12 protein-coding genes are annotated in these 13,037 nt (G+C 60.4%); 7 read left to right on the top strand and 5 right to left on the bottom strand.

Going from position 1 to position 13,037, the window contains the following annotated elements:
- Window positions 1-152 precede the first annotated feature (152 nt).
- Both HDC32_RS27670 and HDC32_RS27675 read left to right on the top strand, forming a co-directional pair.
- On the top strand, window positions 153-1,547 hold the full coding sequence (locus HDC32_RS27670; protein WP_145336807.1) for an MFS transporter: 1,395 nt from the start codon (window positions 153-155) through the stop codon (window positions 1,545-1,547).
- 9 nt (window positions 1,548-1,556) lie between these two features.
- Window positions 1,557-2,072: a single-stranded DNA-binding protein gene (locus tag HDC32_RS27675; protein WP_003232445.1), complete on the top strand. Its 516-nt coding sequence runs from the start codon at window positions 1,557-1,559 to the stop codon at window positions 2,070-2,072.
- A gap of 82 nt (window positions 2,073-2,154) precedes the next feature.
- Here the strand turns inward: HDC32_RS27675 and HDC32_RS27680 are convergent, their stop codons facing one another.
- Window positions 2,155-2,979 carry an alpha/beta fold hydrolase gene (locus HDC32_RS27680; protein ID WP_145336806.1) on the bottom strand — a complete coding sequence of 275 codons (825 nt, stop codon included), beginning with the start codon at window positions 2,977-2,979 and terminating at the stop codon, window positions 2,155-2,157.
- Window positions 2,980-3,322: 343 nt separating this feature from the next.
- Here HDC32_RS27680 and tam point away from each other — a divergent pair, with 343 nt between their 5' ends.
- Window positions 3,323-4,084, top strand: a complete 762-nt coding sequence (gene tam, locus HDC32_RS27685; protein ID WP_145336804.1) for a trans-aconitate 2-methyltransferase — start codon at window positions 3,323-3,325, stop codon at window positions 4,082-4,084.
- A gap of 21 nt (window positions 4,085-4,105) precedes the next feature.
- Here the strand turns inward: tam and HDC32_RS27690 are convergent, their stop codons facing one another.
- Window positions 4,106-4,669 carry a cysteine hydrolase family protein gene (locus HDC32_RS27690; protein WP_131700337.1) on the bottom strand — a complete coding sequence of 188 codons (564 nt, stop codon included), beginning with the start codon at window positions 4,667-4,669 and terminating at the stop codon, window positions 4,106-4,108.
- A gap of 96 nt (window positions 4,670-4,765) precedes the next feature.
- Here HDC32_RS27690 and HDC32_RS27695 point away from each other — a divergent pair, with 96 nt between their 5' ends.
- From HDC32_RS27695 to HDC32_RS27705, 3 genes are all read left to right on the top strand, one after another.
- Window positions 4,766-5,725: a GlxA family transcriptional regulator gene (locus HDC32_RS27695; protein WP_167656704.1), complete on the top strand. Its 960-nt coding sequence runs from the start codon at window positions 4,766-4,768 to the stop codon at window positions 5,723-5,725.
- 171 nt (window positions 5,726-5,896) lie between these two features.
- Window positions 5,897-7,006: a DUF3182 family protein gene (locus tag HDC32_RS27700; RefSeq protein WP_145336800.1), complete on the top strand. Its 1,110-nt coding sequence runs from the start codon at window positions 5,897-5,899 to the stop codon at window positions 7,004-7,006.
- Entirely contained in the window at window positions 6,996-7,751 is a 756-nt protein-coding gene (locus tag HDC32_RS27705) for a S9 family peptidase (protein WP_131700334.1), read from the top strand. The genes HDC32_RS27700 and HDC32_RS27705 overlap by 11 nt, the downstream gene beginning before the upstream one ends.
- Window positions 7,752-7,756: 5 nt before the next feature.
- On the opposite strand, the gene HDC32_RS27710 is transcribed toward HDC32_RS27705, so the two are convergent.
- Genes HDC32_RS27710 through HDC32_RS27720 form a run of 3 tightly spaced genes read right to left on the bottom strand, consistent with a single transcriptional unit; the run spans window position 7,757 to window position 10,741 of the window.
- Window positions 7,757-8,713, bottom strand: a complete 957-nt coding sequence (locus tag HDC32_RS27710; protein ID WP_131700333.1) for a lysylphosphatidylglycerol synthase domain-containing protein — start codon at window positions 8,711-8,713, stop codon at window positions 7,757-7,759.
- Entirely contained in the window at window positions 8,703-9,965 is a 1,263-nt protein-coding gene (clsB, locus tag HDC32_RS27715) for a cardiolipin synthase ClsB (RefSeq protein WP_184746261.1), read from the bottom strand. Before clsB ends, HDC32_RS27710 begins: the two co-directional genes overlap by 11 nt.
- Entirely contained in the window at window positions 9,962-10,741 is a 780-nt protein-coding gene (locus HDC32_RS27720) for an endonuclease/exonuclease/phosphatase family protein (protein WP_184746263.1), read from the bottom strand. The genes clsB and HDC32_RS27720 overlap by 4 nt, the downstream gene beginning before the upstream one ends.
- 188 nt (window positions 10,742-10,929) lie before the next feature.
- Here HDC32_RS27720 and HDC32_RS27725 point away from each other — a divergent pair, with 188 nt between their 5' ends.
- Entirely contained in the window at window positions 10,930-13,035 is a 2,106-nt protein-coding gene (locus tag HDC32_RS27725) for a mechanosensitive ion channel family protein (RefSeq protein WP_184746265.1), read from the top strand.
- Window positions 13,036-13,037 lie beyond the last annotated feature (2 nt).

Genomic DNA, 13,037 nt, shown 5'->3' on the forward strand with positions numbered 1-13,037 from the left:
AATGCCGGAGTATACGGCTAAAGACTGGATGAATATACACTGTCAAAAGGCCGCTTGCAGCCTTACATGAAAGCTGCGCGGCAAAGCGCCGCATATACCCTCTCAATCGATGGGACTGGTAGAATCGCCGCCGGTTCACACGAGGTTTTTCCATGCACGATCCCCACAGCGAACGCATGAGTAGCGGCGAGACCCGAGCAGCAAGCGGTCTGGCCCTGGTGTTCGCGTTCCGTATGCTTGGCATGTTCATGGTGTTGCCGGTACTGGCGACCTATGGAATGGATCTGGCAGGCGCGACTCCCGCGCTGATCGGCTTGGCCATTGGCGCCTATGGCCTGACCCAGGCGATTTTTCAGATTCCGTTCGGAATCATTTCCGACCGCATTGGCCGGCGCCCGGTGATTTACCTCGGGCTGATCGTCTTCGCCCTCGGCAGCGTGCTCGCGGCACAATCCGATTCGATCTGGGGCGTAATTGCCGGACGCATCCTGCAAGGTGCAGGGGCGATTTCCGCTGCCGTCATGGCGCTGCTGTCCGACCTGACCCGTGAGCAACACCGCACCAAGGCCATGGCCATGATCGGCATGACCATCGGCCTGTCGTTCGCCGTGGCCATGGTCGTCGGCCCGTTGCTGACACGTGCCTTTGGCTTGCACGGCTTGTTCCTTGCCACCGGCGGCATGGCATTGTTCGGGATCGTGATCGTGGCCTTCATGGTGCCGCGCTCCACCGGCACGTTGCAGCACCGTGAGTCGGGCGTTGCACGCAAGGCACTATTGCCGACGCTCAAGCACCCGGACCTGTTGCGCCTGGACTTAGGTATCTTCGTATTACACGCAATGCTGATGTGCAGCTTCGTCGCCTTGCCCCTGGCGCTGGTGGAAAAAGCCGGGCTGCCCAAGGAACAGCACTGGTGGGTCTACCTCACCGCACTGCTGATTTCGTTCTTCGCCATGATCCCGTTCATCATCTATGGCGAGAAGAAACGCAAAATGAAACGAGTTTTGCTGGGCGCCGTCACGACATTAATGCTCACTGAACTATTCTTCTGGCAGTTCGGCGACAGCCTACGGGCGCTGGTTATCGGCACGGTGGTGTTCTTCACCGCGTTCAACCTACTGGAGGCTTCATTGCCTTCGCTGATCAGTAAGGTTTCACCGGCCGGTGGCAAGGGCACGGCGATGGGCGTGTATTCCACCAGCCAGTTCCTTGGCTCGGCGTTGGGCGGCATCATGGGCGGCTGGATGTTCCAGCATGGCGGTCTGTCGGTTGTGTTCCTCGGATGCGCCGGGCTGGCTGCACTTTGGTTGGCCTTTGCTGTTACCATGCGCGAACCTCCCTACGTCACAAGTCTGCGTTTGCCGCTATCGCCTGAGGCGATCCGTGAAAGCGGTCTGGTAGAGCGCCTGAAGGCCGTCGTAGGGGTAACGGATGCCGTCGTGGTCGCGGAAGAGGCGGCCATTTACATCAAATTGGACACCGAATTATTGGATCGCGCGACGCTCGAGCAACTGGTCAACCCAGTGCCGACAGCGCGCCCAGCATAGGAGAACGTTATGGCCCGTGGGGTTAACAAAGTCATATTGGTCGGTACATGCGGCCAGGATCCCGAAGTTCGCTACTTGCCTAACGGTAACGCCGTGACCAACCTGAGTCTGGCGACCAGCGAACAGTGGACCGACAAGCAAACCGGCCAGAAGGTCGAGAAAACCGAGTGGCACCGTGTGTCGATGTTCGGCAAGGTGGCAGAGATCGCCGGTGAGTACCTGCGCAAAGGTTCGCAGGTCTACATCGAAGGCAAGCTGCAAACCCGCGAGTGGGAAAAAGACGGCATCAAACGTTACACCACTGAAATTGTGGTCGACATGCAAGGCACCATGCAACTGCTGGGCGGCCGTCCACAGGGCGACCAACAAGGCCAGGGTGGCATGTCCAACTCGGCACCGCGCCCACAGCAATCGCGTCCACAGCCAAGCCAGCAGCCACAGCGTGAGTCGCGCCCAGCGCCACAACAGGCCGCGCCGCAGCCAGCTCCAGATTTCGACAGCTTTGATGACGATATCCCGTTCTAGAGTCGTACCAAAGCTATTCGCTGCAAGCTGAAAAAAACCGCGCTGCCGACAAGGCCGCGCGGTTTTTTTGTATTGACGGCGCCTAACGCAGGGCGAAGGCCAGCATATCTGCGTTGACCCGCTGCTTGTGAGTGTCCGTCAAACCATGAGGCGCGCGCGAGTAGATCAGCAGTTCGGAGTGCGGGATCAAGAAGTTAGTCTGCAACGCAGAAGCCTGTATCGGCACGATTTGATCGTCGCTGCCGTGGATGATGAGCGTGGGCATATTGAAGTGCTTCAAGTCCTCTCGGAAGTCGGTTTCCGAAAACGCTTTGATGCTATCAAAAGTATTTTTATGCCCGCCCATGACACCCTGCATCCAGAATGAATTGATCAAGCCCTGAGAGGATTCGACGCCCTCCCGGTTGAATCCGAAAAATGGGCCGCTGGCCAGATCAAGGTAGAGCTGCGAGCGGTTGGCTATGGAGTCGGCTCGCATGGCGTCGAAAACTTCAATGGGTGTCCCTTGGGGGTTGCTGACGGTTTTGAGCATCAGTGGCGTAACGGCGCAAATCAAACCCGCCTTGGCCACGCGCGCAGTGCCATGGCGAGCGATATACCGCGCGACTTCGCCGCCTCCGGTAGAAAACCCGAAAAGGATCACATCTGTCAGATCCAAGTGTTCGATCAGCTCCGCCAAATCATCTGCGTAATGGTCCATGTCATTGCCATCCCAGGGCTGGCTTGAACGGCCATGCCCACGGCGATCATGCGCAATGGCGCGAAAACCGTTATTGGCGAAATGCAGCATCTGCGACTCCCAGCTGTCGCTGCTCAGTGGCCACCCGTGACAGAACACAACGGGCTGACCGCTGCCCCAGTCCTTGTAATAAAGATCATTGCCTTCGCGAGTTTTCAGATAAGACATGGCATAGCTCCATGGATATGTGGATGAATTTGGCTGGTAAGGGCCAGAAAAATCGTCCATGGACACTACGCTGGCATTTTCACTAACGCCCCCTTGATGCCGAGTCTGCACGGGGCAAAAATCAGTTTAGCTCGGTTTTTCGAGCGACACTGCGGGAAAAAACCGTCTTCGGATGGTCGCCCTGCAACAGTTAAACGCCACTGAGGGGCATAGTGGTCGACGCCATGGCAGGTTTCTCATGCCCCACACTTTCCAGGCAGGGAAGGCCAGCAATCCCGGAATTTGTTCTCATGACTACCAAGATTTAGGCTGTGGCCAACCTCTCAAAAGAAGGAAGTTCGTGATGACCTGGTCCGCCAAGCAGTACACGATGTTTGAACAACAGCGCACGCGCCCTGTCCGTGACCTGGTCGCGGCCATTCCCAATATGGTTGTGCGCACTGCGGTCGATCTGGGGTGTGGCCCCGGCAATTCCACGCAAGTATTGGCCGAGCGTTTCCCATTGGCGCAGGTCACCGGCATGGACAGTTCCGACGACATGTTGGACGACGCCCGCAAACGCCTTCCCGCGCTGAACTTTGAGCTGGCGGACATCGGTGCCTGGAGCCCGTCGCAGACATTCGACGTGATCCTCGCCAACGCCTCGCTGCAATGGCTGCCAAACCACGCCACGCTCTATCCGCATCTGGTCGACCAGTTGTCGCCTGGTGGCACGCTCGCCGTACAAACCCCAGACAACCTTAATGAACCCGCCCACCGGCTGGCGCGCGAAGTGGCAGCAGATGGCCCATGGGCGGCAAAGAACGGCGCGTTCCAACACAATGAGCGCCACTCGGCGAGCTACTACTACGAGTTGCTGAGCAAACACTGCAGCACCGTGGACGTATGGCGCACTACTTACCAGCACCCGTTGGCGGATCACGCGGCGGTGGTGGAGTGGTTCAAGGGCTCGGGCTTGCGACCCTTCCTCGCGCCACTGAACGATAGCGAAAAAGCCGCCTTCCTACAGGAATACCAGGCGCGGATTACACAGGCTTATCCAGCTCTAGAGGATGGCACCGTATTACTGCCCTTCCCGCGCCTGTTTATCATCGCGACCCGCTGACGGCACAGAAGCAAGCAGCGCTTACGCCGCTGCTGCTTGCGCCTTCAAATACTCATCCGCCGACACTACGCCCGCGTAGCCAAACGCCAACGACGCCATATACGCGCCATGCACCTGCGTCGCCGGAATCACCTGACCATTGAATTCCAGGTCGCGGGTGGCACACGCGTCATGAATCACCGTGACCTTGTAGCCAAGGTCCGCTGCCGCCCGCACCACCGCATCGACGCACATATGGCTCATGCTGCCGACTATCACCAGCTCGGTGATGCTGCGCTGCTCCAGCAGGGCGCGTAGATGGGTTTCGCGGAACGCATTCACGAAGTGTTTAAGCACCACCGGCTCGCTGCCCTCGTTCAGCACCTTGGGGTGCAAATAGGCGCCCTCAGAGTTCGGCGTGAAAAACGGTGCATCCTCGGAGGTGAACTCATGGCGCACATGAATCACCGCATCCCCGTTCTGGCGAAACGCCTGGAGCACCTGCGCAGCCTTGTCCGCTGCGGCTTCCACGCCATCGAGCGGCCACTTGCCTTGAGGGAAGTAGTCGTTCTGGATATCGATTAGGATGAGCGCTTGCTTGGCCATGGGGATTGCCTCGTGATGGGTGATGGGGTCCATTATCTTAGCTGGCGCCGGGGCGGGGGATTGGCTGCACCGACAATAACAGGGGGAAAACTGACAATGGCCGTGGTTGAACTGGGCGTGTTGATTTATCAGGGGGCGCAACTGGCTGCCGTGCATGGTTTGACCGACCTGTTCGGCGTCGCCAACCGGATCGCCGCTGAGCATAAGTCTGCGCAGTTGCCGTTGTTGCGGGTCAGCCATTGGCAGGTGGACGCCAGTGGCAAGCCGACAAGGGGATTCGCCAGCCACTCCGGCCCTGACCAACCGATGATGGCCGTGCTGGTGCCACCGTCGATTGGCGAATTCACCGAAGAACAGGCACCCCCTGCGTTGCTGGAGTGGATTCGCCAGCAACACGCGGCGGGCACCGTACTCGGCGGCGTGTGCATTGGCTCGATCCTGCTGGCGCGCAGTGGGTTGCTGGATGGGCGCAGCGCCACCACCCATTGGTCTTCCGCAAAGTCCTTTGCCGCGCGTTACCCGGCCGTGCGCCTGGAAGCGGATAAACCCATCGTCGATGACGGCGATCTGATCACGACGGCCGGGCTAATGGCCTGGTCCGAGCTGGGCCTGCGCCTGGTCGACCGCCTGATGGGCCCGAGCGTCGCCGCCGATACCGCGCGTTTCCTGGTGATCGAACACAGCGACAGCGCCAGCCAATGCGGCAGTAACTTCGCGCCGATCCTCAGCCATGGCGACGCGGCCATCCTCAAGGTTCAGCATGGGTTACAAGCCAGTGGTGCGGTGGACGTGTCCGTCGCCAGCATGGCGCAAGAGGCGGGGCTGGAGGAGCGCACCTTCCTGCGACGCTTCCGCAATGCTACCGGCTTGAAACCCACTGAATACTGCCAGCACCTGCGCGTGGGCAAGGCGCGGCAGATGCTGGAGTTTACCAACGGCACCATCGACCATATTGCCTGGACCGTGGGCTACCAGGACCCCAGCGCTTTTCGCGCCATTTTCAAAAAAATTACCGGATTGGCCCCCAGTGACTACCGCAGCCGTTTTGGCGTGTGAATCGTGCAGAACACCGTACGTTCAAGGTGTCGTCGTGCAGAATCAGGCAGGCCAACTGCCATCGCTTTTTCGACAACGGCTTGATTTTAAAAGCATCTTCTTTGAAACAACCTTGGCGTGATACCTGCAGCCTTCCCCCCACACACATGGCAGGATGGCCAAGGGGGATGCATGACCCCGATTCAACGCAAAAAATGGATCGTCGCTCACTCCACGCGAGCGGGCGCGCCCCAGCATGAAGTCGAAACCAACCGCGCGTTGGCCCGATGGCTGGCGCAGATACTGGGGCTCAAATTCGGCGGCAGTTATGACCCACAAAAGCATGCCGGCTGTGAACTTTACCTGCTGCCCACGCAGACTCTGGTAGGTCCTGCCCAGGCACGCGAACTTCACGTCAGCGGTCCGGCGGACCTGTGGGGCGGTTATGTCGATCACGACTTTATCTGCACCAAGGCCATCAGCCATGGGCTGCTATGCCCCGAAGCGAAAGCCCCCGAAGGCTGGTCGCCGTTATTCTGCGAGCGTGTACGCGATGTTGTGCTGGCGGGTCTCAGCGTATTTGCCTTGGAGGATGCACGACCTGCCGCCGAACGCCTGCTGTACAACGGGCCGATCCGCCTGAAACCGGTGCATGCCTGCGCCGGGCGCGGCCAGGAAGTTATCCACAGCCTGGATGAGTTCGAGGCTGTGCTGGCGCGCCCCGAAGCGGTCCGAATGTTCAGCGAAGGCGTCGTGCTGGAACAAGACCTGCACGATGTGGTCACCCATAGTGTGGGCCAGAGTTTTATCGGCGATCACGTCATCAGCTACTGCGGCGAGCAATACCTGACCCAGGACGGACAGGGCGAGGAGGTCTACGGTGGCTCCAACCTGCTGGTGGTGCCTGGCGGTTATGACGATTTGCTCAAGCTCGAGCTGCCCGGCGACGTGCGCCAAGCCATCGAGCAAGCCCAGGTCTTCGACGCGGCCGCCGATGAGGCCTACCCGGGTTTCTACGCGTCTCGGCGCAACTACGACATCGCCCAGGGCCTGGACAGCGACGGCCAGCGCCGCAGCGGCGTGCTCGAGCAATCCTGGCGCATGGGCGGCGCCAGCAGCGCGGAAGTCGCGGCGCTGCAGAGTTTTATCAACCACCCGGGCCTGAAAGCGATTCATGTGTCCTCGGTAGAAACCTACGTGGACCAGGCGTTGCCCGCGGATGCCATCGAGGTGTACCGAGGCCCGGCCGAAAACAGCGACTTTCTTCTCAAGTATGTGACGGTTGAATCTTATGACGGCTAGAAGCGAAAGCATTGCAATCGACATCGACGACGAACAGATGAGCGGCACGTTCCTGAGTCCGAAATCCAAAGTGCCAGGTGTGTTGTTTGTGCACGGCTGGGGCGGTAGCCAGGAGCGTGACCTGGAACGCGCCAAAGGTATCGCCGGCCTGGGATGTGTGTGCCTGACGTTCGATCTGCGTGGCCACGCCGGCACGGGTATCCCGCTGTCCCGCGTCACCCGTGAAGACAACCTGCGCGATCTGCTCGCGGCCTACGACCGACTGCTCTCGCACCCGGCCATCGACACCTCGGCGGTGGCGGTGGTGGGCACCAGCTACGGGGGTTACCTGGCGGCGATCCTGACATCGTTGCGCCCTGTGCGCTGGCTGGCACTGCGTGTGCCGGCGCTGTACCGCGACGATGAATGGCTCAAGCCCAAGCGTGACTTGGACAAAATGGACTTGATGGACTATCGCAGCACGCTGGTGCGCGCCGAGACCAATCGCGCCTTGCACGCCTGCTCGGCATTCACTGGCGATGTGCTGATCGTCGAATCGGAAACCGACGACCATGTGCCCCACGCCACCATCATGAGCTACCGCGCGGCCTGCCAGCAGACCCATTCCCTGACTCACCGCATCATCGACGGTGCCGACCATTCCCTTAGCGACCCCGTGTCCCAGCAGGCTTACACCTCGATCCTGGTGGACTGGATCACCGAGATGGTGGTGGGCGAGCGGTTGAGCATCATCCAATCTCAGTAACGCGATCATGCCGGTGTTTTCTTCACCCGTAACGCCTTGGCTTTGGCCTCGACACCGAGGTACATCACCAGGGCGATCAGCAGCGGCAGGATAAAGTAGATGGCCCTATAGGCGATCAGCCCGGCCAGCAAACTGCCGCGCGACGCCTCATGTTGCAGCAGGGCGATAAACACCGCTTCCAGTACCCCGAGCCCGGCCGGGATATGGGTGATAACACCGGCGATCGCGCTGATCAGCAGCACGCCCAGCACCAGCGGGTAGTCCAGTTTGGCGGGCAACAATGTGAAAATCACCGCAGCCATCAGCGACCAGTTCAACGCGCCCAATGCCAACTGCAGGCACGCCATGCGCAGTGACGGCAGATTGATCTCGATCCCCCGAATCGACCACGCACGCTTTTTCGAGAACTGGCACGCCGCCAGGTAACCAAGGCTGGCCAGGACCAACAACACGCCAACTCCCTGCAAGGCGCCGCTGCTCAGTTTCCAGCCTGGCGGCATGGTCACCAGGCCGCTGCTGAACACCACCCCGGCCAAGGCCATATAGCCAAACCAATTGGTGGCCAGGCTCAGGCCGAGGATCTTGGCGATATTGCCGGTGCTCACCCCCAGCCGCGAATACAGCCGATAGCGCATGGCGATCCCGCCGACCCAGGCACTCAGGTTCAGATTGAACGCATAGCTGATGATCCCGACCGGCAGAATCTGCTTCCAGCGCAGCGGTTGGCGAATGTAGGTGCGGCCGATCAAGTCGAAGCAGGCGTAGACGATAAAGCTGCACAACGTCAGCGTGCCCGCGATCAGCAGGGTGCGCAGCTTGAAATCGCCCAGGGTCTGGAATACTTCGCTCCAGTCGATACGCCTTGCAAGCAGGGTGAACAGCACGATCAGCAGCAGGAAGAACGCCACGGTCAGCGGTTTCTTCCAGCGCTTGAAGCGTGAACCGTTAGCTTCAGATGTCATGGGTTCGAGCCTCAAAGGGTTTCAACCGTGGCTTGTGCGCCGGCAACCAGCCCGTCAGCGCGGGGAAGTGGCGCATCACATGGAACACCAGGAAACCGACGGTCAATCGCCATAGCCACAGGCGCGGCTTGCGGTTTTCCGGCATGGTCTGGCAATGCTCCTTGGCGAGTACGTCCAGACGTTCGTACAGCTGCTGATTGAACGCCCGGTCACGAATCAGCACGTTGGCCTCCAGGTTCAGCGACAGGCTCAACGGGTCGAGGTTGCTCGAACCCACGGTGCTCCACTCGTCATCCACCAGCGCGACCTTGCCGTGCAGCGGGCGCTGGCAATATTCATGAATCACCACGCCATCCTTGAGCAGGTAGTCGTAGAGCATGCGCGCGGCCAGCTTGGCCAGCAGCACATCGGGCTGGCCCTGCATGATCAATTGCACCTTTACGCCACGGCGCGCCGCGTTGCGAATCTCGCGCAGCAGGCGGTAACCGGGGAAAAAGTAGGCATTGGCAATCACCGCGCGTTGTTGGGCTTTGCTCAGGGCATGGATATACGCCTCTTCAATGTCGTCGCGGTGTTGCAGATTGTCGCGGTAAATCAGGCGCACCAGGCCGTCGCCTGTATCGGTCGGCCAAGGCGATGGCCGTTGCTGGCGCCGTCGCCAACCGCGCCGCGTGCGCACCTGGCGCCCGCTTTGGGCGAGGGCAAAATGATGCAGGTCGGCCACCGCCGGGCCTATCACCTGCACCGCGTAATCCTGTTTGGCTTCTGGGCCAAAATCCCCCAAATGGTCGGCAGAAAAATTGATTCCGCCGATAAACGCCACCTTGGCGTCCACCACCACGATCTTGCGGTGCAGGCGCCGAAACCAGTTGGTACGAATCCCCAGAGTCTTTGACGCGGGATCAAACATTTGCACCATGACGCCGGCGTCAGCCAGTTCGCTCAGGAACAACGGGCTCAGCTCGCCGCAACCAAAACCGTCGAGGCTGACCACTACCTTCACGCCACGTTGCGCAGCCTCGATCAGGATGCCTTGCAGCTCATGGCCGACCTTGTCCTCGAAAAGGATAAAGGTCTCCAACAGGATCTCGCGCTGGGCCTGGCGCAGGGCCTCGAACACTTGGGGGAAATAGGCTTCGCCGTTCTCCAGCAATTCGATCTGGTTGCCGCTCTGCCAGCCGTAATCGAGGTCACGAGCCTTGGCATCATCCGGCGGCTGGTCGGTGGAAATATGCTCGACCGCAACGTTCATAGCTCAATCTCCACCGACAGCGGCACATGGTCTGACAAATGGGACCAGGGGCGGGAGGTCAGCACCCGCGGGTTATGAATCTTCAAGTTGCGCACATAAATGCGGTCCAGCGGCAACAGCGGCAGGCGGGCCGGGAAGGTGCGCGCGGGTTTGCCGTGGGCGTGCACGGAGACTTCCTGCAGGCCGCTTTGGCTCAGGTCGGCGCGTTGGCGCCAGTCATTGAAATCACCGGCAACCACCAACGGCGCATCCGCCGGGATCTCGCTGATACGTTGCTCCAACAAGCGCAATTGTTGCTGGCGATGCACCTCGCGCAAGCCCAGATGGATACAGATCGCATGCACCTCCTGCCCGGTACCGGGCAGGCGCAGCACACAATGCAGCAGGCCGCGGTTTTCATGGCCGCTTTGGGAAATGTCGAGGTTGTCGTAACTCACGATCTGGAATTTCGACAGCAACGCATTGCCGTGGTCGCCATGGGGGTAGACCGCGTTGCGCCCGTAGGCGAACTGCGGCCAGATGCTGTCGGCGAGGAACTCGTACTGCGGCATGTTCGGCCAGTCACTGTAACGCTGGGGATGGCGCTCGTGGGTGCCATGGATTTCCTGCAGAAACACCATATCAGCGCCCACACTGCGCACCGCTTCGCGCAGCTCGGGCAGGATGAAACGCCGGTTCAAGGCGGTGAAGCCCTTGTGGATATTGACCGTCAGCACCGTGAAGCGAGTGATGGCGACGCTAGGGGTAATGGGCACCCAGTCGGGGATCGCAGCCATGATTGCTCCTGTGAAAGGGTGGGGGCTTTACCCCCGTTTATGGCTGACTGCGATTTTTGGCCGAAAGTTTCCATCGTCCTACAGGCGGCATAAACCCATTTGGATCAGTACCCGCCAATCAAGCAGGGGAACGATCAAGGCTCAAACCCGTCAGTTCCTTACAGACCCTTCTGAAGGAGCCCGGTGTTTTGCTGAATTTCAAGACTGCATTACTGCTCGGCGCGCTGCTTTTCTGCGGCAGCGACGCACTGCAAGCCGCGGCCACCGCGCCGGAAGCCGAAGCGCCGGCCAAACCCGAGTTGCTGGTGGAGGGCGGACTGCTGGGTGCCATCAGTTCCAGCATCGATGATGTGCAGAACAAGCTCGACCTCAATCAGAACCTCGTTGATGCCTGGCGCCTGCGCGCGGACCGCGCGGCAGATGAGGTCGGCCGGTTGGTTGACCAGACGTCGGAGCGTTCGCCGTGGAGCGTGGCCGGCGACTTCCTGCTGCTGTCCGGGGTGTGGGTCGGTGCCTTCGTGGGGTTGACGCTGCTGGGGCGGTTTATCGTGCTGCGCCTGAGTCGCCGTCCTTTCATCGAACGACGGGGGCGCCTGCAAGGCGTGCTGGGTTATGTGGTGCCCTACACGATCCCGGCGCTGATCTGCCTGCCGTTGACACTCTACGTCAGCCACTTTTTACCCACCTCGATAGGCCGTGCGCTGGCGCTGTGTTTTGCCTACGCCACCAGCAGCGGCATCTTTTCCACCTCCATGCTGCTGTGCGTCATCGTCATGTTCAATGTCGGCCACAAGCGGCCGGCGGTGCAGATCATTCGCGACTACTGCCCCAAGCCGCTGTTCCTGATCGGCTTCCTCGCGGCCCTCAGCGACGCCCTGACCAGCCCGCAGATTGCGCGTCAGCTCGGCGGTAATATCACCAGCAGTATCGCGGTGTTTACCGGCCTGTTCGCCGCGGTGATCTTTGGCGTGCTGGTGGTGCGCCTGCGCCGTCCGGTGGCTCACCTGATCCGCAATCGACCGCTGGCCCAGCGCCTGAAACACCCGGCCTTGCAGCAGTCGCTGCGAATATTTTCCGGGCTGTGGTACTGGCCGATCTTATTGATGGTGCTGGTCTCGGCGATCAACCTGATCGGCGCCGGCGACGACAACCAGAAAGCCCTGCGCTGCGCGCTGTTCACCACGATCCTGTTGATCGGCACGGTGTTTCTCAGCACGGTGCTGCAACACTTGTTCAAGTCCCGCAGTCAGGTGGCGATCCAACGCAGCAGTGCTTACAAGGAGCGCTTTCTCAGCCTGTTGCACGCGATCTTGCGCATCGTCATGGCCATCGCCTTTATCGAAATCCTCGGGCGGATCTGGGGCGTGTCGCTGTTCGAATTTGCCCAGCGCAACTCGGTGGGCCGTGCGATCAGCGACTCCCTCAGCAGCATCGGCCTGATCCTGCTGATGACCTGGTTGTTCTGGGTGGTGCTGGACACGGCGATCCAGGAAGCGCTGAAACCGCCGGTGAACAAACGCTCCAGCCGCCAGCCCAGCACCCGGGTGAAAACTATCCTGCCGCTGCTGCGCAATGCGGTGAAAATCATCCTGGTGGTGATCTGCGCAATCACTACCATGGCCAATCTCGGCATCAACGTCGCGCCGCTGCTGGCGGGTGCCGGTGTGGTCGGCCTGGCGATTGGTTTCGGTTCCCAGCAACTGGTGCAGGACGTGATCACCGGCCTGTTCATCATCATCGAGGACACGCTGTCCATCGGCGACTGGGTGGTGCTCGACTCTGGCCACGCCGGCACCGTCGAAGGCCTGACCATCCGCACCCTGCGCCTGCGTGACGGCAAAGGCTTTGTGCATTCGGTGCCGTTCGGGCAGATCAAGGCGGTCACCAACCAGTCGCGGCAATTTGCCTATGCGTTCTTCTCGGTGCAGTTCACCTACGACACTGATGTGGACAAGGCCGTGGAGCTGATCCGCGAGGCCGGGCAGTCGATTCGCGACGATGTGTTCCTCAAGTACAACCTGCAAGGGCCGCTGGAGGTGTTTGGCGTCGACAAGATGGACCTCAATGGCGTGGTGCTCACGGCGCAGTTCCGTACCGTGTCCGGCGGGCAATATGCGGTGAGCCGTGCGTTTAACCAGCGTTTGAAAAAGCTTGTGGATAACTGTGATGAAGTGCACTTCGCGCAGACTTATCCACAGCAGGTTTTGCTGCCAAAGCGCACAACCCAGGTGGATGAGCCGGAGGAAGAGATGCCGGCGTCGGTGGTGTTGACGGAGCAGCCCAGGCCTCAATGAGG

Origin of the sequence: Pseudomonas sp. JAI120 (assembly GCF_014207255.1) — a bacterium.
In the GTDB taxonomy this organism is placed as follows: Bacteria; Pseudomonadota; Gammaproteobacteria; order Pseudomonadales; family Pseudomonadaceae; genus Aquipseudomonas.